This window comes from Erwinia sp. Leaf53, assembly GCF_001422605.1.
Classification (GTDB): domain Bacteria; phylum Pseudomonadota; class Gammaproteobacteria; order Enterobacterales; family Enterobacteriaceae; genus Erwinia.
Genome location: NZ_LMLK01000027.1, coordinates 214,152 through 235,158, shown reverse-complemented (window position 1 = coordinate 235,158; position 21,007 = coordinate 214,152). Strand labels below are relative to the sequence as shown.

The 21,007-nt window shown below is 59.3% G+C and carries 17 protein-coding genes and 2 pseudogenes; 5 read left to right on the top strand and 14 right to left on the bottom strand.

What is annotated here, in order from left to right:
- Both ASF13_RS23025 and ASF13_RS23925 read right to left on the bottom strand, forming a co-directional pair.
- A partial coding sequence (locus ASF13_RS23025) for a type VI secretion system Vgr family protein (RefSeq protein ID WP_156365655.1) occupies positions 1–1,322 on the bottom strand: 1,322 nt, incomplete at its 3' end.
- Positions 1,323–1,680: 358 nt separating this feature from the next.
- Positions 1,681–1,815 (bottom strand): annotated as a pseudogene (locus tag ASF13_RS23925) (YiaA/YiaB family inner membrane protein); the annotation flags it as partial.
- A gap of 536 nt (positions 1,816–2,351) precedes the next feature.
- Between ASF13_RS23925 and ASF13_RS25130 the strand changes: the two are divergent.
- A pseudogene (locus tag ASF13_RS25130) lies at positions 2,352–2,450 on the top strand (N-acetyltransferase); the annotation flags it as partial.
- Between the two features lie 236 nt (positions 2,451–2,686).
- Here ASF13_RS25130 and nagB read toward each other — a convergent pair.
- The 3 genes from nagB to ASF13_RS23005 form a co-directional block, all read right to left on the bottom strand.
- Positions 2,687–3,487 carry a glucosamine-6-phosphate deaminase gene (nagB, locus tag ASF13_RS23015; RefSeq protein ID WP_056242461.1) on the bottom strand — a complete coding sequence of 267 codons (801 nt, stop codon included), beginning with the start codon at positions 3,485–3,487 and terminating at the stop codon, positions 2,687–2,689.
- 183 nt (positions 3,488–3,670) lie between these two features.
- Positions 3,671–4,687 carry a Mal regulon transcriptional regulator MalI gene (gene malI / locus ASF13_RS23010; protein WP_056242458.1) on the bottom strand — a complete coding sequence of 339 codons (1,017 nt, stop codon included), beginning with the start codon at positions 4,685–4,687 and terminating at the stop codon, positions 3,671–3,673.
- A 77-nt stretch (positions 4,688–4,764) separates the two neighbouring features.
- The gene (locus ASF13_RS23005) at positions 4,765–6,264 is read right to left on the bottom strand and encodes a PTS transporter subunit EIIC (protein WP_056242455.1); all 1,500 of its coding nucleotides are present in this window, start codon (positions 6,262–6,264) and stop codon (positions 4,765–4,767) included.
- Positions 6,265–6,685: 421 nt separating this feature from the next.
- Here ASF13_RS23005 and ASF13_RS23000 point away from each other — a divergent pair, with 421 nt between their 5' ends.
- Positions 6,686–7,000 carry a BON domain-containing protein gene (locus tag ASF13_RS23000; RefSeq protein ID WP_056242453.1) on the top strand — a complete coding sequence of 105 codons (315 nt, stop codon included), beginning with the start codon at positions 6,686–6,688 and terminating at the stop codon, positions 6,998–7,000.
- Between the two features lie 130 nt (positions 7,001–7,130).
- Here the strand turns inward: ASF13_RS23000 and ompW are convergent, their stop codons facing one another.
- On the bottom strand, positions 7,131–7,763 hold the full coding sequence (ompW, locus tag ASF13_RS22995; RefSeq protein ID WP_056242450.1) for an outer membrane protein OmpW: 633 nt from the start codon (positions 7,761–7,763) through the stop codon (positions 7,131–7,133).
- Positions 7,764–8,081: 318 nt separating this feature from the next.
- Here ompW and ASF13_RS22990 point away from each other — a divergent pair, with 318 nt between their 5' ends.
- The 3 genes from ASF13_RS22990 to yciA all read left to right on the top strand — a co-directional run bounded on the left by ASF13_RS22990 (position 8,082) and on the right by yciA (position 9,967).
- Complete coding sequence (locus ASF13_RS22990; protein ID WP_056242448.1) at positions 8,082–8,819, top strand: YciC family protein; 738 nt, start codon at positions 8,082–8,084, stop codon at positions 8,817–8,819.
- Between the two features lie 76 nt (positions 8,820–8,895).
- On the top strand, positions 8,896–9,435 hold the full coding sequence (locus tag ASF13_RS22985; protein WP_056242444.1) for a septation protein A: 540 nt from the start codon (positions 8,896–8,898) through the stop codon (positions 9,433–9,435).
- Between the two features lie 112 nt (positions 9,436–9,547).
- Positions 9,548–9,967: an acyl-CoA thioester hydrolase YciA gene (yciA, locus tag ASF13_RS22980; protein WP_056242441.1), complete on the top strand. Its 420-nt coding sequence runs from the start codon at positions 9,548–9,550 to the stop codon at positions 9,965–9,967.
- A 121-nt stretch (positions 9,968–10,088) separates the two neighbouring features.
- On the opposite strand, the gene ASF13_RS22975 is transcribed toward yciA, so the two are convergent.
- From ASF13_RS22975 to ASF13_RS22940, 8 genes are all read right to left on the bottom strand, one after another.
- Complete coding sequence (locus tag ASF13_RS22975) at positions 10,089–10,442, bottom strand: DUF6277 family protein (protein ID WP_056242438.1); 354 nt, start codon at positions 10,440–10,442, stop codon at positions 10,089–10,091.
- A gap of 55 nt (positions 10,443–10,497) precedes the next feature.
- Complete coding sequence (tssM, locus tag ASF13_RS22970; protein WP_056242436.1) at positions 10,498–13,959, bottom strand: type VI secretion system membrane subunit TssM; 3,462 nt, start codon at positions 13,957–13,959, stop codon at positions 10,498–10,500.
- 9 nt (positions 13,960–13,968) lie between these two features.
- Complete coding sequence (locus ASF13_RS22965; protein ID WP_056242433.1) at positions 13,969–15,315, bottom strand: DotU/TssL family secretion system protein; 1,347 nt, start codon at positions 15,313–15,315, stop codon at positions 13,969–13,971.
- On the bottom strand, positions 15,312–16,673 hold the full coding sequence (gene tssK, locus ASF13_RS22960) for a type VI secretion system baseplate subunit TssK (RefSeq protein ID WP_056242430.1): 1,362 nt from the start codon (positions 16,671–16,673) through the stop codon (positions 15,312–15,314). Before tssK ends, ASF13_RS22965 begins: the two co-directional genes overlap by 4 nt.
- Positions 16,674–16,707: 34 nt before the next feature.
- Complete coding sequence (locus ASF13_RS22955) at positions 16,708–17,073, bottom strand: PAAR-like domain-containing protein (protein ID WP_056242428.1); 366 nt, start codon at positions 17,071–17,073, stop codon at positions 16,708–16,710.
- A gap of 3 nt (positions 17,074–17,076) precedes the next feature.
- Positions 17,077–17,526 carry a DUF3540 domain-containing protein gene (locus ASF13_RS22950; RefSeq protein WP_235515102.1) on the bottom strand — a complete coding sequence of 150 codons (450 nt, stop codon included), beginning with the start codon at positions 17,524–17,526 and terminating at the stop codon, positions 17,077–17,079.
- A 151-nt stretch (positions 17,527–17,677) separates the two neighbouring features.
- Entirely contained in the window at positions 17,678–18,814 is a 1,137-nt protein-coding gene (locus ASF13_RS22945) for a pentapeptide repeat-containing protein (protein ID WP_056242423.1), read from the bottom strand.
- Complete coding sequence (locus ASF13_RS22940; protein ID WP_056242420.1) at positions 18,811–21,000, bottom strand: pentapeptide repeat-containing protein; 2,190 nt, start codon at positions 20,998–21,000, stop codon at positions 18,811–18,813. The genes ASF13_RS22945 and ASF13_RS22940 overlap by 4 nt, the downstream gene beginning before the upstream one ends.
- Positions 21,001–21,007 lie beyond the last annotated feature (7 nt).

Here is a 21,007-nt window from a genome sequence, read left to right as displayed (position 1 = left end):
AGGCGCACCGGCATGCTCTCCTGGCCCCGCGCTTTGTCGTCCTGGTCGGCATCAAATTTCACCCGGTACAGGCCCGCCGCATCCTGCCAGGCGTAGATATCATTGGCTTTTGCGCTGGTGACGCGGGCCATCAGGGTGCCGCTGACCACCGGGCGCTTTTTCGGCTCAGGACGCCAGCAGCGGTTTTCGTAGAAAGGCATTGCCGCCCACTCCACCTTCAGGGCATTCTGGCGGCTGGCGGAGTAACCGGCGCTGATGATAATGACGCCATTCTCCGTTTCCTGGGGCAGGGTCGACGGGATTGCTGTTTCGGTGATGGTCAGGACCTGTGACGGGCCCAGGGTGTGATCGGTACTGGAGCCGGTCACCATGGTCTGGCTGGACAGGAAGCGTTCATGATCCAGTCGCGCCCAGAAGTTACCGGTCTCTGCTCCCGGGTTGAGTTTGTCGCCACGTTCAAGGTGGCGTGGACGGTAGTGGTAGACCTCACCGTAGGTGATGCCCTCGCCATCGCCCCGGGTCATGTCCGCCGGGACGGACATCAGCACATTCTGGGCTTCACGGTGGTTATAGTCACTGGCGGTGACGGATCGTTCCACCACGTTATGCCTGACATGCACGCCCCACACCGAGTCGGCCCCGTTGTCGTTCGCCCCTGACGGGCTGTTCAACGGCAGTGTTTTCCCGAACGTCCAGGCGCTCTGCCTGTCGGCAAAGTGCACCAGTTCAGTCTGCGTATCCGGCTGCAGGGTGAAGAAGTAAAATATTCCCACTTCGGACAGCAGGCGTTCAATGAACGCCAGATCACTTTCCTGGTACTGGTTAATCTGTTCGCGCCTGGGATAGTCCGCCTTGAGGGTGAATACATACTCCCAGCCTTTCAGTCCATGCTCCTGAAGCACCTCGGTGACCACTTCCGGCACCGACTTATTGACGAAAAATCGGTGGGTGCGAAACTGATTCCCGAGCAGCGCCAGAAACGGCTGCAGCACGATGCAGTATTTTGTCTCATCCGCCGAGCCGCCGGTGCGCTCGAAGTGAGTGACCACCCCATGCACCACCTTGCGCTCAGTCAGGGCTGTGAGGTTACCCGCTCCCATGGTCAGGGTGACGGGTTTGCTCAGTACCTGACGGGCATCAATATTTTTGTCTGCACTGGTGAAGTTGACGGTGTAGCTGTACAGCACACTCATCGCCTCCGAGCCGCTGAAGTTCTCCACGTCGATATCCGCCGTACAGAACGGTAAATCGAGACGATAGCGGTTCAGGGTCTTTCCGGCGACCGCAGACAGCGCATTATTCAGGGTATCTGTCAGGCTCATGGCGTTGACTCCATTATGTAATCGGTTATTCCATCAGGAGGCCAGTAGCAGGCAGGAACGTCATCGGCCTGCTGCGTCAGGCGATCGCTGCCAGGGTTTGAGGCCTTCAGGACCACTATGTTATAAAAGTTGATCTCCCGGCCTTCGCCTTTGTGCACTGGGTCAGGGTTGAGGCGACGTAACCGGACGGCTGAAGTTTCCATTTTCCCTCTCATTATTTCCGGACACGCTACCGCCCATCGCTGTTCACTTACCAAAGCGCATCAGGTCAGGCAGATTGGGGTTTTTAGTCAGCGCCCGGTTCGCAGGCGCTGAGAAAAGCTGCGGACAGAAAAACTCTGCCCTTCAGAATTTCAGATCAGGACTCCTGCTGCACATCAGCAACGACAGGCTCGTGCCTGATACTGTGCATACTGTCACGGGTATTTTTTTGCACGGCGACGGCACCAAACAACGCCATAAAGAACGAAACGCCGTAGAAACCCTTCTCGCTTGTAGAGTTACGGGCTGGATGAGTGGAGCTCTAAGGAAGATAAATGGCGTGTGAACGCGGGTGCCGGTGGCTAAAAATTTAAGCGGCAGCTCCATTTTCTCACTGGCATGAACAGTATGCAGGCCAGGGTAAATAGTGACGCACGCTTTTGCGATTTCATTCTGATAAGCATCATTCATAATTACTCCTGTAAAAATGAAGCGTAAAGCGAGCATTTCGCACACTTTCCCTGTGTGTACAGACGTGACTATAGAGTAGCCAGCTCAATGTAATCAACAGGCAAATTCATGAAATGTGATATGATTTATATAGAAATACTCTTAATTAACAAATTAAGTAGCTGAAAAAAAAGCCAAACAGCGCCTGGTTTTATTTGAACAACTAATCAATGCACCAGGCACCGGCACAAGGATAAATCGCCACTTTTTCGCCCGTAACATCACGCCATGTTAACTGTTTAGTTCAATGACAGTCATGAAACGTTATTGTCGTATAAATCTTAATCGCTGGGCGTGCGGCAGAGTTGATGAAAGAGCAGCGGCTCGTTGATCGGGGCGGGTAGCGTGGTGGTCAGGCCGGTTGAGGTAAAGGGAATTTATGCCGGGAATCCGGCGAGGCTGTTGCGACGGCTCTGATTTTAACGGGGCGATAGCTTCGCTTGTTGACGTGATATTTAATCACGTCAACAGAATCGGGCGGGTCGATGCGATAATGCGTCTGCTCTCATATTTCAGACAACAGGCACACAGCTTCAAAAAATTAGCCTGCCCTGTCACGCTGCACCAGCGTTTACTACGCTATACCCGGCGCCGCTCCCGCAAGGCGAACGAGGCAGGCATCAGTGCAGCAGTAACCCAATCGGCTATCTCAACTACAGCCCCTTAACGTTCTCAGCCTCGATTTCCGTGAAGTACTTCAACGTCTTCACCTTCAGCTCCATGGTCGAGGGTTCATCGCAGACGATCAGCGCTTTCGGGTGCAGCTGCAGGCAGGTAATAGTCCACATATGGTTGACGTTGCCTTCGACGGCCGCCTGCAGCGCCTGCGCTTTCGCTTGGCCCTGCACCAGGATCATCACCTCTTCGGCATCCAGCAGCGTGCCGACGCCAACGGTCAGCGCACATTTCGGCACCAGGCTAACGTCGTCGCCGAAGAAGCGCGAGTTGGCCACGCGGGTATCAAAGGTCAGGGTTTTAACCCGGGTGCGGGAAGCCAGCGACGAGGCCGGTTCGTTAAAGGCGATATGCCCGTCGTTACCCACGCCGCCCATAAACAGGTTAATTTTGCCGTAGCTGCGGATCTTCTCTTCGTAGCGGCGGCATTCGGCGTCGATATCCGGCGCGTTGCCGTTCAGCAGGTTGATATTTTCCGGCTGAATATCCACGTGGTCGAAGAAGTTGCGGTGCATAAAGCTGTGATAGCTCTCCGGATGTGCCTGCGGCAGGCCCACGTACTCATCCATATTAAAGGTGACGACGTGCTGAAAGCTGACCAGGCCGGCTTTATTCATCTCCACCAGCGATTTATAGGCAGTCAGCGGCGTACCGCCGGTAGGCAGGCCCAGCACAAACGGACGTTCCGCCGTTGGATTGAAAGCGTTGATGCGCTTGACGATATGGCGCGCGGCCCATTTACCGACGTGTTCAGCTGTTGCCAGGGGGATCAGTCTCATACGTAACCTTATGCGTAAAGTAGAATGCAGATAGCATAGCTCTGCACTGTTTAAACAATATTATGACGTGCGCGAACCGCCTGATAATCAGGAGACGGCGCATAAATTAAATTTAACGGCGCTCTTTAAATACTAAAAATCATCACGTTTAAATAATATCAATCCCGCGCATTATTATCCGCATCAGGCCGACTCGCGAATGACCAGCTCCCCGGACAGGGTAATCCGCTGGAACTGCAGTTCCGGATCTTTCAGCCTGCGGATCATCAGCGACCCGGCCTGACGGCCGTTCTCTTCGCTGGCCGACGAAACATAGGTAAACGAGGGCGAGGTTAAATTAACATGCAACATATCCTCGAACCCGACCAGGGCGACCTGCTGAGCAAGAAAGACGTCCTTACCCACCGTGCGGCCTGCCTGATGAATACCGCTGATACAGCCGATCATCGCGTCCGGCGAATGGCAGAGCAGCGCGGTGATGTTGTTATTACTCTCAAGCAGCTGGCGCGCGGCATTTCCGGCGGCGTAAGTGCCACCGCTGCATGCCGGGGTCGACTCATCGCGCATTACCAGACCATACTGTTTCAGCGCGCCGTAGAAACCCGCCAGCCGCTGCTGCCGGATGCGGTCATTTTCATCACCGCCGATATAGGCAATGCTGCGGTGCCCGCGTTCGATCAGATAGCGGGTCGCCAGGCTGGCCGCCTGACGATTGTCGCGCATCACCAGATTGCAGTTCTCCTCCATCAGCGACTGTGAAACGACCACTAACGGCAGCGGGCAATGGCGAATTTTTTCCGGCAGATGCTTCGTCGTCGGGTCTGACGCAAGGTAGATCACCCCCGCGACGCCCTGCTGCTGAAACGACAGCAGGCAGCGTTCAAGGTGCTCATCTTCGTCGGCAGGCTGGCCAAGGAACACCATATAGCCCTCCTGCTCCAGATACTGCACGATGCTCGCCATCACCTTAATGGAAAAACTGTCGCTGAAGTCACGCAGGATCAGCCCAATCAGATTAGAGGTATTTGAACGAAGGTTGGCCGCCGCCACGTTATGCACGTAGCCGAGCGCGTCGATGGCGGCACGAACTTTACTGATGGTGGCATCGGAGATTTTTCCCTTCTGGCGCAGCACCAGAGAGACGGTGGAAACAGATACACCGGCCTGTTTAGCCACGTCGATAATGCTCACCTTCTTCAAATCAACTCCTTTCACTCAATGCCATTTCCAGCCAGATTCAGCGGCCACCCACCCTGGGTGGAGGGCCGCTTAGCCTATCATTTTCCAGTCTTTTTCGACATGGTTTGTGCAATGAACTGGGCCCGGGCGCCGAAGATAACCTGAATGCCGTTATCGCCGACGAAGACCACGCCGCGCGCGCCCAGCGCGTTCAGCCCTTCTTTATCCACCGCCTCGCCTTGCGCCACTTCCAGACGCAGGCGGGTGATGCAGGATCCGACAGAGGTGATGTTCTTTTCACCGCCTAACAGGCCGATAATCTCGCTGGCCAACTCTTCATCTGACTTGTCGTTCGCCGTGGTAGAGACGTCGGTACGCCCCGGCGTTTTGACGTTAAAGCGACGAATCACGAAGCGGAAGGTGAAGTAGTAAATCAGCGCCATCGGCACGCCGATAATAATCGCGCTGAGATAGTTGGTCTGGTAACCGTTAAATGACGGCAGAATACCGAACGAGAGATAGTCAATAAATCCGGCAGAGAAGGATTTAGCAATATGCGCATGCAGCAGGTACATACACATATAGGCCAGGCCGGCCATGATGGCGTTAAAGACGTAGAGGATCGGCGCAACAAAGATAAAGGTAAATTCAACCGGCTCGGTAATCCCGGTCAGGAAGCAGGTCAGAGCGGCGGAGAACAGAATACCCGCGGCGATTTTTTTGTTTTTGGTATGCGCTTCATGGTACATCGCCAGGCAGGCTGCGGGTAAAGCAAACAGCATCAGCGGGAACTCGCCCTGCATGAATTTACCGGCGTTCTGATAGGAGTCGGTGCTGAACGACTTGACGCCCTCTTCCAGCATTTTGAACCAGATGGTCTGGTCACCGTGGATCACCTGGCCGGCCTGGGTGGTGTAGTCGCCAAACGAATACCAGAATGAAGGGTACCAGATATGGTGCAGGCCCAGCGGGATCAGCGCGCGCTCAACCAGACCAAAGATAAAGGTCGAGGCGGCCTGATTATCGCCGTTGACGATCACCGACAGTGAATCGATACCGGCCTGAATATGTTGCCAGATATACGGCAGCAGCATGCCCATACCAAACGACAGGATCGCGGTGGCGATAGCGACAAACCGCTTACCGGCGAAGAAGCCGAGAAACTCCGGCAGGCGCATGGTATGGAACTTGTTATAACACCAGGCGGCGAGAATACCGCACAGCAGGCCCCCGAACACCCCCATCTGCAGCGACGGGATACCGACCACCATGGCATATTTTCCGCCCTGCGAAGCCATCTCCGGGGTGATGCCCAGCACGGTGCTGATGGTGATGTTGGTGACAAACACCGACACCGCCGCCGACAGCGCGGCAATACCGGATTCCGACGCCAGCCCCACCGCCGAGCCGATGGCGAACAGCATCGGCAGGTTATCAAAAATAACCCCGCCGGCGTGCATCATCAGCGGCAGGTTGAATTTATCGCCAAAGGCCAGCAGCAGACCGGCGGCGGGAAGCAATGAAATCGGCAGCATTAACGCACGCCCGATCATTGACAGTTTAGATAGTGACTTCATGAAACCTGATGCCAGACTCATGCTGATTCCCCTGAGTTGTAACCCCGTTGAGTGTCGATCACACGCTGTTTTTTTTGTGAGTAGAACGTTCTAGTAGAACGTTCTACCGATACTAAAATAAACAGTTTTGCCCCGCAACAAAAAACTCACACCGTTAACAGATAAAAATCATATGGCTGAAAGTTCGGCAAGTGGGGCTGGATGTGGGGCTGTTCTGGGCGAAGGATTGGAGAACCTTCCCCACTAAGAACAATGCAATGCGGATGAATGCCATACTCGATGCCTGGTGCCCTGCCACAACCGAGCTAATCCCGCCCCACCGCACATTCCCCCCCTGTTTTTCATCGCCGCACCCTTGCGATTTCCTCCACCTTATCCAACACTTAAACCGACCCCTAAGCAGGTGGTCCAGGCTTTTTTATCGATAACAGGGAGAACAGCAATGAAGTTATTTAAAGTCTTGTCGGCAATGGCGGTGGCGGCGGTACTGGCACTGGGCGTGAGCGGCTGTGCGCCGACTGCGACACATGAGGGAACCGGCGGTTATATTGATGACACGGTAGTGACCACCAAGGTGAAGGGTGAACTGCTGCGTGATGATTCACTGAAGTCGACCGAGATCAACGTGGAGACCTTTAAAGGCCGCGTTCAGCTGAGCGGCTTTGTCAGCTCGCCGCAGTCGGCTAAGCGTGCGGTACAGATCACGCAGGGCGTGGCGGGCGTGAAGTCGGTCGTTAACAATATGCAGATCAAGTAAAGGTGACTGATGCTGGCTGGATAGCCTGCTGCCCCACTGAGCGACTGACCGGTGATTCGGCCACCAGTTAACCAGCATGATCCGACAGAAGGCGCGAGCAATCGCGCCTTTTTTAATGCCTTACTTTAGGTCAGAACTTGTAGCCCGCCCCAAAGAAGAACACAAACGGGTTGATATGGGTATCGATGCTCTGGCGCTGGTCACCGGCGTCAAAGCGCACTTTGGTGTTGATATCCATATACCACAGCGAGGCGTTAAGCATCCAGCTGTCGTTCAGCTGGTAGTCGAGGCCCGCCTGCCCGGCCACGCCCCAGGAATTTTTCACGCTGAGGTTGCTTAAGCCCGCTGCGCGGCCGGTCTGGTTAAAGTCGGTGTCGTAGAACATGGTGTAGTTGACGCCAACGCCAACGTACGGCTGCCACGGGCTGGTGTTGCCCATAAAGTACCACTGCGCCATCAGCGTTGGCGGCAGCTGGCGCACGGTGGCCAGCGTGCCGGTCGGCTGCAGGCCAACCTTGTGGCGGAACGGCGTGGCCCCGAGCAGCTCGATGCCGATGTTGTCGGTGGCCATATAAGTAAAGGTCAGGCCCAGCTGGGTGTCGTTGCTGACCTTAAATTCACCGAGGCCGAGCACGTCGTCAGAACCGCCGGTCGGGCGTACCGTGGCGGAACCGGCACGGATAAAGAAGTCGCCGGCCTGGTGGGCGGAAGCCACCACCGGTAAAGAGGCGATGACCGCCAGCACTGCTGCTCTGAGTTTCATGAACACTCCTGTAAAAGTTCCACGGAAAGCCGTTAAGGCCACAAGAAATTGTTGCGACACAGGTTTACGCTCTTTTTTCGGAAAGGTCATGCAGATCATTTGCAGCAAAGTTGATATAAAACAATGAGTTGATTTGGATCAATTTACAGATTTTTTTTCACCGCTAATTAAGACCGGATTCTGCCCGCGCACCGCGGTGGGCCCCTCTTCTGCGCTAACACCGTCATTAATCAAAAGTTATGTCTATTCAGGTGCCAGCACCTTGCCGGAGCATGTACAATCCTCCGGTCTAAATCGGTTTTCTTTCAAGGAGAGTACATGTCTATCACGGCGGCCTCGCTATACCGTGACACCGGAAACTTTTTCCGCCACCAGTTAGTTACCATCGTGCTGATGGCGATGCTGACCTCGCTGATCAGCGTGATGATCGGCCAGGCGCTGACGCCGGGAGCCGATCAGATGGCGATCCTCAGCCAGGGCGACGCCGGCTCGGCCGCCACGCTGATGGAGATGGTGCAGAATATGTCGCCGGAGCAGCAGCAGGTTCTGCTGCGCGCCTCGGCGGCGGGCACCTTTGCCGCGCTGATCGGCAACGCCCTGCTGCTGGGCGGTATGCTGAGCCTGATCCCGCTGGTCTCCGGCGGCCAGCGCATCAGCGCCCTGCGGGCGATCGGTGCCTCCGCGCCGATGCTGCCGCGCCTGCTGCTGCTGACCTTCCTGATGACGTTGGTTATCCAGCTCGGCTTTATGGTGCTGGTGCTGCCGGGGATTATCCTTGCGGTGCTGCTGGCGCTGTCGCCGATGATTATGGTCAGTGAGAAGATCGGCGTGTTTGCCGCCATGCGCGCCAGCCTGCGGCTGGTCTGGGGCCATGTGAAACTGGTCGCCCCGGCGGTGCTGCTGTGGATCGTCGCCAAGCTGATCCTGATGCTGCTGGCGTCGTCGCTGACCATACTGCCGGCCAACGTGGCATCGGTAGTGCTGAACGGCCTGAGCAACGTGGTCTCCGCGCTGCTGATTATCTATCTGTCACGACTGACCATGTTGTTACGTTAATTGTGCGGGAATGCCTCGACAGGAGGCATTTTCCTGGATGATGATAACGCATGTTCGTCCGTAATCTGGAAGCCCTATGAAGCAGTTACTCGACTTTATCCCGCTGGTCGTCTTCTTTGTGTTCTACAAGATGTACGACATTTTTGTTGCCTCCGGCGCGCTTATCGTCGCCTCGGCGCTGGCGCTGGCCGCCGGCTGGATGATCTACCGCAAGGTGGAAAAGATGAGCCTGGTGACCTTTGGCCTGGTGGCGGTGTTCGGCACCCTGACCATCGCGCTGCATAACCCGGACTTTATCAAGTGGAAAGTGACCATTATCTACGGTCTGTTCACCCTCGCGCTGCTGTTCAGCCACTTCTTTATGCAGCAACCGCTGATCCAGAAGATGCTGGGCAAAGAGCTGCAGCTGCCCGCTTTTGCGTGGCGTCGCCTGAACCTGGCCTGGGCGCTGTTCTTCTTTGTCTGCGGCCTGGCGAACATCTACGTCGCCTTCTGGCTGTCGCAGGATGTGTGGATGAACTTTAAGGTGTTCGGCCTGACGGCGCTGACGCTGCTGTTTACCCTGCTCAGCGGGATCTATATCTACCGCTTAATGCCACAACAAGAAGAAAAATAAGCTGCCCGTCCCGCTATTCTGAGCGGGACTTTTTACTCCCTCCCTTAACTGCGCACTCTGCCCTCATCCCGGCGGCAGAAGCGTGTCTCAGGGAATTAACCGGAAGCAAACCATGAGCGAAGCAGTTCGAACACCGCAGGGCGAGATGGTGCTGCGCACCCTGGCAATGCCGGCGGATACCAACGCCAACGGCGATATTTTTGGCGGCTGGCTGATGTCACAGATGGATATGGGCGGCGCAATTCTTGCCAAAGAGATTGCCGGCGGGCGCGTGGTCACCGTGCGTGCCGACGGTATGACCTTTCTGAAACCGGTGGCGGTCGGCGACGTGGTCAGCTGCCACGCCCGCTGCATCCGCACCGGCACCAGCTCAATGACCATTAATATTGAAGTGTGGATCAAGAAGGTGTCATCGGAGCCGATCGGCCAGCGTTACTGTACGACCGAAGCGGTATTTTTCTATGTTGCCGTGGATAAGGACGGCAAACCGCGCCCGCTGCCCGAGGACAAACAGCAGCTCGAGGATAACTGAAGCCTGATATCCTCTCCGTGCGGACGAACCGCCTTACGGCACGGTGAATAAAACGCCTGAAAAGTGCTTTCAGGCGTTTTCAGGCATCACGTTAAGCCCGTATCAGCATCGGTTACCCGCTCTACAGCCTGGGTTTACCCTGCAGAAATGCCGGATCCTCCGCCGGGAAGCCGCGGGCAAGGGTGTCCCGCAGATCGTTCTTCTGCTGGTTAAAATCGGCCGTCACCTCCTGCCGTTGCATCGCCTGATGCGCATCCAGATTACTTTGCAGGCTGGCGAAGGTTTTCTCCATCTGCTCCATCATCTGCCGGCAGCTCTGGCTGGTGCTGTCCATCACCGCGCTGGCCGAGTCGCTGCCTGACAAATTCATGCCGCTGACGCCGGACATAAACTGTTCGGAAAGTGACGCGTGCGCCCCCTGGACCTGGCTCATGGCGGCTTCGATGGTGGCAATAATTGCTTTGGGATCTAACATCGTTTTCTCTCTCCTTGATAACACTCACGTATGAGCTGACCACCCGGCCAGCCCGTTACAGGGCCTGCGGGCAGCTGAAGTTGCCCAGTGCCCGCGACCACAGTGGAAAATCTTTCATCGTTGAACGCAGCTCCAGCAGCAGGCTGCCGCTGACGCCCGCCATTCGCATCCGCAGCTGACGCCGGTTGCCGTCAACCGGGGTGACGTCGCTGGCGTCGTACAGGTGAAACAGCGCCCAGGGGCCTTCAAACAGGGCGGTATGAATATCTCCCTGTGCGGTTTTAAAGCTCAGCCGGATATAGCTGCCGCCTTTCGGCCCCGGCCAGTCGATACGTACCGGCTGAGACTCACCGATAGCGTATTCAATTGGCTGGCCATCAATATCCAGCGTGGCGCTGGCGATGTCCGGCGAGAGGCTGACCGGGCGGATAAACAGGGTAAAGGCGGGACGCTCGCCGCCGGCGAAGAAGGTTTCACGGATTTTTGCCGCATTCTCAAATGCCCGCACCGTGGCCGCGTTAATCGCCCCGCCGTCGCGGGCCTTCCAGGGGTCGGCATTGATATCAATCAGGTCGACCAGCTGGCTGTCGAAGAAGGTTTTCATTGCTCCAGCGGGGCCAAACAGGCGGGCAAAGTCGTCAATGCCCACTTCAGTACGCGCGTTTCGGGAAAAAGGATAACGACGGCTGACGGTGCTGTTGCACAAACCCGACGCCAGCGACGAGGCCCCTTTTCCGATGCTCAGACGGTTCTGCCGCTGGCTTTCACGGCTGCCCTGCTGGATCAGGTCCATCACCACGCTGCGGATCGGTTCCGGCTGTCGGGCGGCATCCAGCCGGGCGCGCTCCAGCCCGCCCTGCGGCAGCCGCTGGCCGCTGTGCAGTGAGGTCGCCAGCGCGGAGAGCTGGTTGAACAGCTCGTCAAACAGGCGCGACAGCGGATCGCCACCGCCGCGGTTCGCCTGTGACAGCGCCAGGCCGGTACGCCGCAGCGTCAGAAAACGGTCCTCCACCGCGTCTTCCGGCGTCAGGCGAAAGCGGCTACGCTCACCGCTCAGTTCATCCACCACCTCGCGCTTTTGCTGTTCGAAGCGGTAGCGCTGGCGGTCAAACCAGCTGGTTGCCCCGGCCGAATCTTTCCCGGTCAGGCTGGTTTCACGGGTGGCAAAGCGCACCAGGTTAGCCAGTGACGAGGAGGGATCCCCCAGCTGTCGCGCCAGCTGGGCGGCATCCTCCAGGCCATTGACCGGCCGGGCCCGGATATCCGTGAGGAAGGCGTTCCAGCCGTTGGCATACTCCAGCAGGTAGAGCTTACGCGCTTCATCCGCCAGCTTCTGCCCCGACAATAGCGTCCTGACGTTGTCGGCGCTGCCGCTGCTGCCCATTACCCAGGCCTGCTCTTTAATGACGCTTTCCGCCATCGGCTGTACCTGCGGCAGGAACAGGTCGCGGTAGCTGGCGCGGGTGTAAAATTTGCTGACCGCCACATCGCTGACCGTGGCCTGGCTTTTGCGGCGCAGGGTCAGCGTAACGTCCGATCCGGCCGCCAGGGCCAGCGTAATATCCGGCAGAACCGAACCGGCCAGGCTCTGTTCAACGCGGCGCACGACGCGCTGTTGCAGCGGGATATCGGCCGCTTTACCCCGCGCCCGCCGCACCAGCGCGTCATCGGCTTTCATCGCCGGTGTGCCAGCGGAAGCAAACAGCTGTCGCAGATGATAACGGAACAGGCGTTTGTCCATGCCGCCGCCCTGCGGCGGGGCAAAGCGATCCCAGCGGGCCATAAACCAGCTAACCAGCGCGTCCGCCTCACGGTGCTGCGGCTCTGCCAGCATCAGGTAGACTTTCAGCGTGCCGTACACATCGTCATCCTTTGCGGCCGTGTCCTGCGCCAGCGACCAGGCGACATAATCCTCTACCGCGGGCCAGAAAAACGTCCGCAGATGGCGCTGATAGCTGTGCCGCGAGGCCTCGTTAATTAACCGGTGTTCGAAGTAAGGATTGGCCGTCGGTGTAGGCCGCGCCTGTAGCTGTACGTTCATATAGTCGAGCTGAGCGTAGGCCACGAGCAGATCGTCGCCGGCCCGGTTGGTCACCGGTACTTCACTGGCGACCCGGCGACTCTCATCAAAACGGGCAGCCACCCATGCGAGATAGTCATTTTCCCAGGCGTAACGGCTGACCAGTAGACCGGCAGCAGCGGCTAACAGCAGCAGCACGGCGGCATAGTTTGCCATCCTGCGCCACCGCACGCCCGCCGGCACGTTGCCGTGGTTGCGCAGCGGCAGATAGCGGCGGGCGATGGCCTGTTGCCAGGCGGCGTTGTAGAGGGTTCCGGCAGGCCTCGCTGCGTCAGGATTGCTGCCACCGGCGGCGGCATTGTCTTCGCCCAGCGTGCGCGTGCTGCCCAGCCACACCTGCTGCAGGCGGGCCATGTAGCCCCGCGAGGACGCAGGGAAGATCTGTTCCAGCAGGCTGAACAGCGGCCTGCCAAGCGCGCCGAGCGCCTCGATAAGAAACAGCAGCTGCTGGCGCTGCTGCACCGATGAAATGTCATGCAGCCGCTCCAGCGTATACTGACTCACGCGGCTGACCATCTGCTGGTAACCCTGTTCAGCGACAGGCCAGTTCTGTAACCCGCTGTTGCCAGGAGGCACGCTGAAACCGAGGCCTTTCTGCAACAGATCCTCGCTGAGCAGCGTCAGCAGCGTCTCGCCACCGGTCAGCATATCGAGATGGGTGAGCATCAGGTACACCGGCTGATCGCTGCAGGCCAGCAGGGGGATCTCCAGCAGCCGGACGCGTAAGGCATCCGCCAGCGATTTGCGTTCGTTCAGCGAGGCATGCAGGATTTCATGCGCGTTCAGGCAGAGGAAAACGCCGTCCAGCACCGGACGTTTGCGAAAGCGGCGCAATAGCCTGAACAGCTGCGGCAGCCCTTTTGCCGTCTCATCACTCAGGCCGTTAAGCTGCACCCAGTCACCGGCGGTGTCGATCCACACCGCCTGCTCCGTCAGCCACCAGTTGCAATCCCGGGTCGGCCCCGGCTCCACGGTCGACGTCATGCCGTAGTGCCCGGCAAATATAAACCGCCGATCGCTCTCGCTCAGCAGTGCGGTTTTGCCACTGCCGGCTGGCCCGAGGATCATAAACCACGGGCGGTCGTCCAGGTAACGCTGAAAAACACGATAGCGCAGCTGTTGCCAGCCGCTGCGCTGTTGCGCCAGGCCGGCACTTTTCAGGGTGCTCATGGCATCATAAAACCGCTGGCTGACCCGATCGCGCGCGCGGCTCTTTTCCGGGGCAGAACGCCTGGCCTGCGCATGGCGGAACAGCCCGCCGGTAAACTGCGCGATCCACGGCCAGACTGCCCGCAGGATCAGGGCGGTAATCAGCAGCAGCCGGACAACAACGCTGCTCAGAGGCCGCCAGCTGCCGACGGAAACCAGCGGCCCGACCCACCAGATAATGGCGCTCAGCAGCAGCGCCAGCAGCAAAATAAACGTTCGCCGTAACATAGCACTTCCTTATGGTGTCTGACGTCTCTTCTCACGGATATCGCGCAACAGCTGTCTGACGTCACTGTTATCCTCGCCATCCGCGCCACTCTGGCCGTTGTCGCGATGGCCAATCTTCCACAGAATATCGACACGCCGGTTCTTACTGCGCCCCTGCGGGGTGGCATTATCACCGATCGGCTCGCTCTCGCCTTTTCCCAGCGACACGATCTCCCTCGGCACCCCGTCCGCCGGTTGCATCACCGCGCGTAATACGCTGGCCACGGTTGCCGCCCGGGCGGCAGAGAGTCTCTGGTTCGAGTCCAGGGTATTGTTTCTGAAAGGCTGGCTGTCGGTGTGGCCGATAACCTCGAGATCCCCGGGCCAGGGAGCCAGCGCTTCGCCCAGTCGTTCAATGTTACGCCTGCGCTGAAAATCCGCGGAAAGCACGGATTTACCGGTGGCAAACGCGCCGTCCGAGGTGAAAATCAGCAGCCAGCCGCGCGGATCTTCCCGCACCTCCAGCCAGCCTTCGCTGAGAATGCGTGGCAGGGGCTGGGGTAGCGTGGCCATCAGGTTGATGCGCCGGGGGGGTGTGGGGGTCCAGGCGAGGATCGCGCTGCGCAGCCCGCGCGACGCATCATGCAGAGACCAGGCGGCCGCCCCCCAGCCGGCCAGCAGCAGCAGGCCGCCACAGAACAGGTGGCGCGGCCGCAGCCGTCTGCCCGCACGGGAAGCCGTAACCCCGGCAACCTGTGCCAGGCTTTGCAGCGGATCCTGACCGTACAGCAGCTTGTCCAGCTGATGCCGCAGATCCGCCAGCAGCACGGCACCTCGATCCATAATCCGGTACTTACCCGTAAACCCGAGGGAGAGGATCAGGTCGTAGAAGGCGAGAATTTCAGCGTGCTTTTCAGGTTCGCGGCAGTACTGCTGCAGGTGTTCAAAACATTTTTCACCGCCCCAGGCATTCTGATAAAACTCCACGCTGAGCGTGATGCCCAGCGCCTCCCTGCTCCTGGTATCCCCCAGTGTTTCATCAATACAGGAATAGAGCAGGTAGACCAGACGATGAACATCATCCGCCGGATAGCGTTTCAGCAGCACCTGTTGAAAGTGATCGGCCTCGCGGATCAGCTGAGCCCGCGTCCCTCCCCCCTCATCCTGTTGCTGGCCACGGTTGCGCTCCATCAGCAGCAGCGCGGGCATCGCCGCCTGGATAATCGGATTAGACCAGTTTCCGCTGCGGCCCGCCGGCTGGGTGGGCGCACCCTGTACTGCCAACGCCGCCGGGCCGCCGTCAGCCATCACCGTGGCGAATGTCTCCGCACCGTCACCCGGTATCACGGCTTTCATCCTGCGCTCAACGTCACTCATCCAATTCGTCCCTGGCGCAGGCCCCAGCTGTCAATACGCAGCTCCGGGAAGTCGCCGACGATACTCAGCGCCATCGCGGCCCCCGCCATCATCTCCCGGTAGAGCGGGTCTGCGGTGTCGGTTTCGAAATAGACGCTGTTCGGGTACCAGGGCACATGCCTCGGCGGCGTTGACATCGGCACAATGCTCGCGCCCGGCAGCTGCAGGTCAATCAGATGCACGATTTTTTCCACCGGCCCCAGTTTCACCTGCGCCGGGAAATAGCTGCGCAGGATATCACCCGGTAAGGCGGAGCTGACGGCAAACACCACTTTTTCCAGCCTCAGCTGGCCGTCGTTCTGACAGACCAGAATATTGTCGCCACGTTCGCTGAAGTTCAGGGCTACGGCAGGCGCTTCGATCACCAGTGACAACGCGCGCCTGATCGCCTGCATTAACGGAAAGAAGCAGCGGTGTGGCGCAGGGTGCTGATAGTGCAGATCGCTGCGGCTCCAGGCTTTCTCACCGTCGGGAATGATGCTCAGCCGGCCCAGCAGCCCGAGCAGCGTCTGGTATAGTTTTTCCGGGTGGGTTTGCGGGCTGTCCAGCAGATGGCTGAAGCGCAGTTGATATTCGCTGAGCAGTTGCAACAGCAGCAGTTCCAGCAGCTCCGACAGCCCGCCGACCGCCGCGGGCACGTCGGCGCGGGATACATTTTCCAGCCGCTGGGTAATTAACCCGAGCAGTTCCGTGGTGGCGGCCATCAGCCAGCGGGAGGCATGCACATCCAGCAGCGGGGGCAGTATCTCCTCGGCTATCTGCACGCGGCCATCGTGCTGTCGGTCCGTAATCATCGCGATCGCCAGTGACGACTCGGCGCTGCTGACCTCCTCCTGCAACAGCAGGCGGCAGTTCAGCCGCCCCAGCTCCAGCGTGATCGTGCGCGGCGAGCCTTCGCTACTGACGCCGAGGTTGCTGTCGGCGATATCGGCGTCCGTGGTGTTAAAACGGCTTTTTTCACTTTGCCGGTTAAGGTCCATCAGCGGAACGCCGGGCAGATCCATCATCACCACCAGGCAGATGCTTTTACCCCTGCTGGTTTCATCCACCACCAGCGGCAGCGGCAAGGGAGCATCGTCCGGCAGGCTGAACGGCGTGCCGTCCGGGAAAATACCCCGCGCGCGGGTTAAGGCGAACTTCCCCTGCTCCAGCAGCGCGTGATTGATCTCAATCTGGCTGAACCCCCAGTGGAAGGGCTCCAGCGCGTCCACCCGCTGGTTGATGCGGTGCTCAAAGAAACGTTCCTGCTGCTGAAAATGCTGGGGTTCCATCAGCATGCCTTCAACCCAGGCGATACGTTGTGTAGAAAATCGTTCCATTAGCTGCTCCCTGCGTCAGTCTGTTCGGTGTCCATCAGGCGTTGATAAAGTATTTGGTCTGGCTGGGTGCGATCTGAGCAGCAACGGTGTTGTTGTTGTTGGTCATGCTCATATCGCCAAGGCGCGTCACCGGCATCCCCTGCAGGAAATACTTTCCTGATCCCTGCATCGGCTGCATCTGCGCAGAGTGGGTGCCCGAGCCGGTCCCCACCACGCCGCCGCTATCCACGGTGGTCGTGCGGATCGTCGCCATATTCTGCTGGTTGCTGCCCATCAGGAAGTAGTTCGCCACGTTCGGCACGCCGGTGGCGTTTGGCGCGATATTGGGGCCGGGGGCCGGGATCATCGGGTCACAGCCGGCGAAGCTCAGCCCGCCGGCGTTGTTGTTGGCTGCGGTCATCGTTCACCCCATGTGGATCTGAGCGCCGTCGATCTTCAGCACGGCGCTGGCATTGATGGCGGCAAGCTTGCTTTCCAGCCGGTAGCTCTGTTCAGCAGTCTGCACAAGGTGTTTTGCCAGCACGGTGTCGCACTGTTCCACCCGCCGCTCGGCGTGTACCGCGCGCTGATGCAGAAAACGGGCGCACTGCTGCAGGCAATCGGCCAGCCAGCGGCAGGTGCGCGAGACCACGGAGAGATGATCGCTGGACAGACTGAGCGTATCGCGGGCTTCGATAGCCAGCTGCTGCGCGTAAATTTTCAGGCTGGCCTGCTGGCTGCTTAAGGTCAGGCAACGTCCGGTATCGGCGCAGCTGAGCAGATCGAGAACGATCAGTTCGTCGCCCGCTTCAATAAATCTGACCCGATCGCCCACCTCGGGCTGGGTCAGGCAGCTGACGGCAATTTTCAACACCCGATGACGATAACCCGCGATATAGAGCAGCCCGGTTTTATCGGCCTCTAAGGTCGTAACCCTGGCAATACACTCGGGGGCAGTGGGGGCTACGGCTGCGCTCCCTGTCTGACGGCGGGATGGTTTTCTGAAGCGTAATACTGTTGCGTGATCAGACATAACGGCTGACTCCTGAAGGTAAAGTAGGAAATGAGAGGCCGGCGTGCGGCCCGGGTTGGAACTGCGCATACCAGCGTTCGATAGCCTGCAGCAGCGGGTCGGCAGGCCTGGCGGGTTCGCCTTCCGGCAGATGGCTGCCGTACAGTCGTGCCGTCGCCAGTTCAGCGGCGTCGGGCCTGTCCAGGCAGGCATCGCGCAGGTCAGCCCGCGTCCATTCACTGGTGGCCAGCGCACAATGGCTCAACGCAGCCCGCTGCAGATGGGCCGCCGTCAACCGCGCCCCACGCAGCTGGCACTGCGCCAGTTGCAGATCGGCCCCCTGCACCGCCTGCAGCTCCGTATCATTGAGCAGGCAGTCCGTCAGACAGGCAGCGCTGAAGATCCCGCCGCTGAAATCACTAGCTGAAAGGTCGCAGCCGGTTAACCGGCTCTGGTGGAAACTGATGCCCGGCAGCGTCTGCTGCTGTAGCACGCACGCTTCCAGCTGGCATTTGAACCAGACCGGTCCGCGCCCCGGCAGCAGGCTGAAGCGGCAGTGCGCAAAGCGGCTGCTGGCCGCCACCCAGCGGACCAGCGCCAGCGCCTGGAAGTGCCCCTGCTCAAGGGTGCAGTCGCTGAAATTCCAGTCCTGCGCCTGGCCGTTCAGCAGCCGCAGCTGGCTGAGTGTGACCTCAATCAGCGTCCAGTGTGCGGTGTGACACTGCTCCGCGCACAGCAGCTGGCCGCTGTCCTGTTGCAGGGTGACGTGGCTCAGCCGGCTTTGCGTCAGCTGCAGGTTTTCCCACTGGCTCTGGTGGCTGTAGAGGTGGCTGACCTCCAGCTGATGCAGGCTGACGTTGTTGAGCCGGCACTGAAAGAGATCGCAGTGGCGAAACGATCCGCCGTTGACCCTGACGTCAGTGAACTGGCACCGTTCAAAGCGTACCCCTTCCAGCTGCCACACCTGCAGTGTCAGCCCGCTAAACTGGCAGTCGGTGACGTGCATATTGCGCCACGCCCCGGCGGGCGGGTTGTGCGCGCTAAAGTGCTGCCCGCTGAGCACGGTCGGGCTCTCCGGCACGCCGGCCAGCGCCGCGTCCGGCGATGTCCACATCGGGTCCTGCGGCGGTATCTGCGGGTTATCCGTCATACGCTCCCCCGTTTCTTCGGCATATCCGGGGGCAGCGCAGGCAGACGGGTTGCCCCCTCCAGCAGACAGTCGCTGAACTGCGTGGCCCGGTCGCAGCGGGTTCTGGCCAGACTCGCGCCGATCAGATTGCAGTCGCGGAAGTGGGCAGCACAAAGATTGGCCCGGTAGAACTGCCCCTGCTGCAGGCTGGAGTCCAGCCAGTAGGTGTTTTCCAGCCGGGCATCTTTCCAGCGGCTCCCCGCCATATCACAGCGCAGAAAACGGCTGCCGGTTAGCCTGCACCGATCGAAGTTGCCTTCTTCGACCACGCAATGTTCCAGCAGGGCTTCGGGCAATATTCCGCCTTTAAAGCCCATTTTCTGCAGCCAGCAGTGAGAAAAGTGGACGCCGGTGAAATCACTCTCCAGCGCGGCGGTCAGGCTGACCAGCTGACACTCGCTAAACGCGCTTTTTTGCCAGTTGCCGCCCAGTAATGAGGTGGCCGTGGCCGTGACCCGGGTCATCTGCAGCTGCGCCGCGTCGCACTGGTTAAACAGGCACTGCGTCAGGGTACTGTGCAGCAGCTGTGCCGCCGGTAACTGACTCTCATCCAGTGAAACGCCCCGCCAGTGGTTATCGTGCCAGCGGCTCTGCGCAAGATCGCACTTCACAAACTGGCAGTGGGTCCACTGGCAGTTATCACAGCGGATTTCACCAAGCAGGCAGCGCTCAGCGTTGAAATATTGTGCGCTGACCTGCTGCCAGTGCGCGCTGCGCAGGTCGCACGCCGTCAGGGTGACATGTTCAAACTGCACCCCTTCCAGCCGGCTGCCCTGCCAGCAGCACTGGTCAAAGCTGCAGTGCTCAAACCGGCATTGCTGCAGCGTGGCCGCCAGAAAACTGACCTGGCTGAAGCGGCAGCGGCGGAACGTTTTCCCGTGCAGCTGGCTTAGGGTCAGCGCTGAGAAGGTCTTATCCTCCAGCAGGCTGTGCTGCCGGAGCAGTGACAGGGCGTCAGGCGTACCGGGTAAATGACAGTCGGTGAAATCCCGCGCGGAGAGCGGTTCCGGCCTGGCGTGGTCCGCCGCGATCAGCTGTTGGATCTGCTGATAAAAGTCACGGGCAATGGCCGGATCCTGCGGGCCGTGCGGGGCTTCAGCAGAATCAGGATGTTGCTCCGCAGACGCGATCACGTCCAGTGCGGCCCCTTCCGGCATCAGCTCCGGATCGTAAAGGAAACTGAGCGGCGGGGCGTCCGTTGCCGTCCGCCGCGTCACGATCCCGGCGTAGTACTGCGCGGTACGCGGTGCCTGCACGGCGTCGAGACCGGCCATAATCAGGCTCACCGATTCATCCAGGGCATCGTCCAGCGGCAGCCGGCCGGTGAAAATAATTAACGCCAGATCGCTGTCCGGCAACAGCCACAGCGTCTTACGTTCCAGCCTGACCGGTTCAACGGGCTTGTCGCCATTGCGCGCCAGTACCACGGCCCGTACCGCAGGCAGCGTGCAGTTTACCTCGCTGTCATTATTGAAACCGGTCAGCGTTAATGCGACATCGTCAGGCCACTCCGGGGCGTTCAGCCACTGTTCGGCTGCCGCCATCTGGAAGTAACGCGGGTCGATATTCTCCGGTAAGCCGGGAAAAACCGTATCGCGGTAAGCGGCACCGTTCATCTCCGCCCGTACCGGCTGCAGGTAGATATCACGCTCCGGAAAATGATGGGGTACCGGCGTGGCCGCGCCCAGCTTACACGTCAGCGGTTCACCGGCGATTTCGATATTGGCCAGCGGTTTACCGGCCGGGTTGAGCCTGCCATTTTCACCGCACCATCCCTGAGGGTGGTCGAGCGGCATCCGGGTAAAGGGCTCAGGGCTGAGCCGCCCGGCTTCGCGATCGCCGACGATATGCCAGCTTTTTCTCAGCCGCCCCACCGCGATGCTCACCTCGGCGTGCGTGGCGGGAGGATCGCGCAACACCCAGCCTGCCAGCAGATATTCCGCATGCGGTTTCGGCTCGGCGCAGTCGAGCACCGACATCATGTGCGGGGCACGGCTCCAGGCGTGCCAGATTTTTGCCTCGGTGGCAAACTGGTCAGGGCGGCTGAGATAGCAGCCCGCCACCACGCTGATCCCCAGAAAACTTTCCTGACCGATCTGATAGCCCGACTTCAGCACAATCAGCTGCTGCGGTTTGATGATTCTCATCTTTTCA

Excerpts from the sequence above, each read along its gene's own strand:
- nagB (WP_056242461.1), bottom strand. The coding sequence starts at position 3,487 with ATGAGACTGATCCCCCTGGCAACAGCTGAACACGTCGGTAAATGGGCC.
- ASF13_RS23005 (WP_056242455.1), bottom strand. The coding sequence starts at position 6,264 with ATGAGTCTGGCATCAGGTTTCATGAAGTCACTATCTAAACTGTCAATG.
- ASF13_RS23000 (WP_056242453.1), top strand. The coding sequence starts at position 6,686 with ATGAAGTTATTTAAAGTCTTGTCGGCAATGGCGGTGGCGGCGGTACTG.
- ompW (WP_056242450.1), bottom strand. The coding sequence starts at position 7,763 with ATGAAACTCAGAGCAGCAGTGCTGGCGGTCATCGCCTCTTTACCGGTG.
- ASF13_RS22990 (WP_056242448.1), top strand. The coding sequence starts at position 8,082 with ATGTCTATCACGGCGGCCTCGCTATACCGTGACACCGGAAACTTTTTC.
- ASF13_RS22985 (WP_056242444.1), top strand. The coding sequence starts at position 8,896 with ATGAAGCAGTTACTCGACTTTATCCCGCTGGTCGTCTTCTTTGTGTTC.
- yciA (WP_056242441.1), top strand. The coding sequence starts at position 9,548 with ATGAGCGAAGCAGTTCGAACACCGCAGGGCGAGATGGTGCTGCGCACC.
- ASF13_RS22975 (WP_056242438.1), bottom strand. The coding sequence starts at position 10,442 with ATGTTAGATCCCAAAGCAATTATTGCCACCATCGAAGCCGCCATGAGC.
- tssM (WP_056242436.1), bottom strand. The coding sequence starts at position 13,959 with ATGTTACGGCGAACGTTTATTTTGCTGCTGGCGCTGCTGCTGAGCGCC.
- ASF13_RS22965 (WP_056242433.1), bottom strand. The coding sequence starts at position 15,315 with ATGAGTGACGTTGAGCGCAGGATGAAAGCCGTGATACCGGGTGACGGT.
- tssK (WP_056242430.1), bottom strand. The coding sequence starts at position 16,673 with ATGGAACGATTTTCTACACAACGTATCGCCTGGGTTGAAGGCATGCTG.
- ASF13_RS22955 (WP_056242428.1), bottom strand. The coding sequence starts at position 17,073 with ATGACCGCAGCCAACAACAACGCCGGCGGGCTGAGCTTCGCCGGCTGT.
- ASF13_RS22945 (WP_056242423.1), bottom strand. The coding sequence starts at position 18,814 with ATGACGGATAACCCGCAGATACCGCCGCAGGACCCGATGTGGACATCG.
- ASF13_RS22940 (WP_056242420.1), bottom strand. The coding sequence starts at position 21,000 with ATGAGAATCATCAAACCGCAGCAGCTGATTGTGCTGAAGTCGGGCTAT.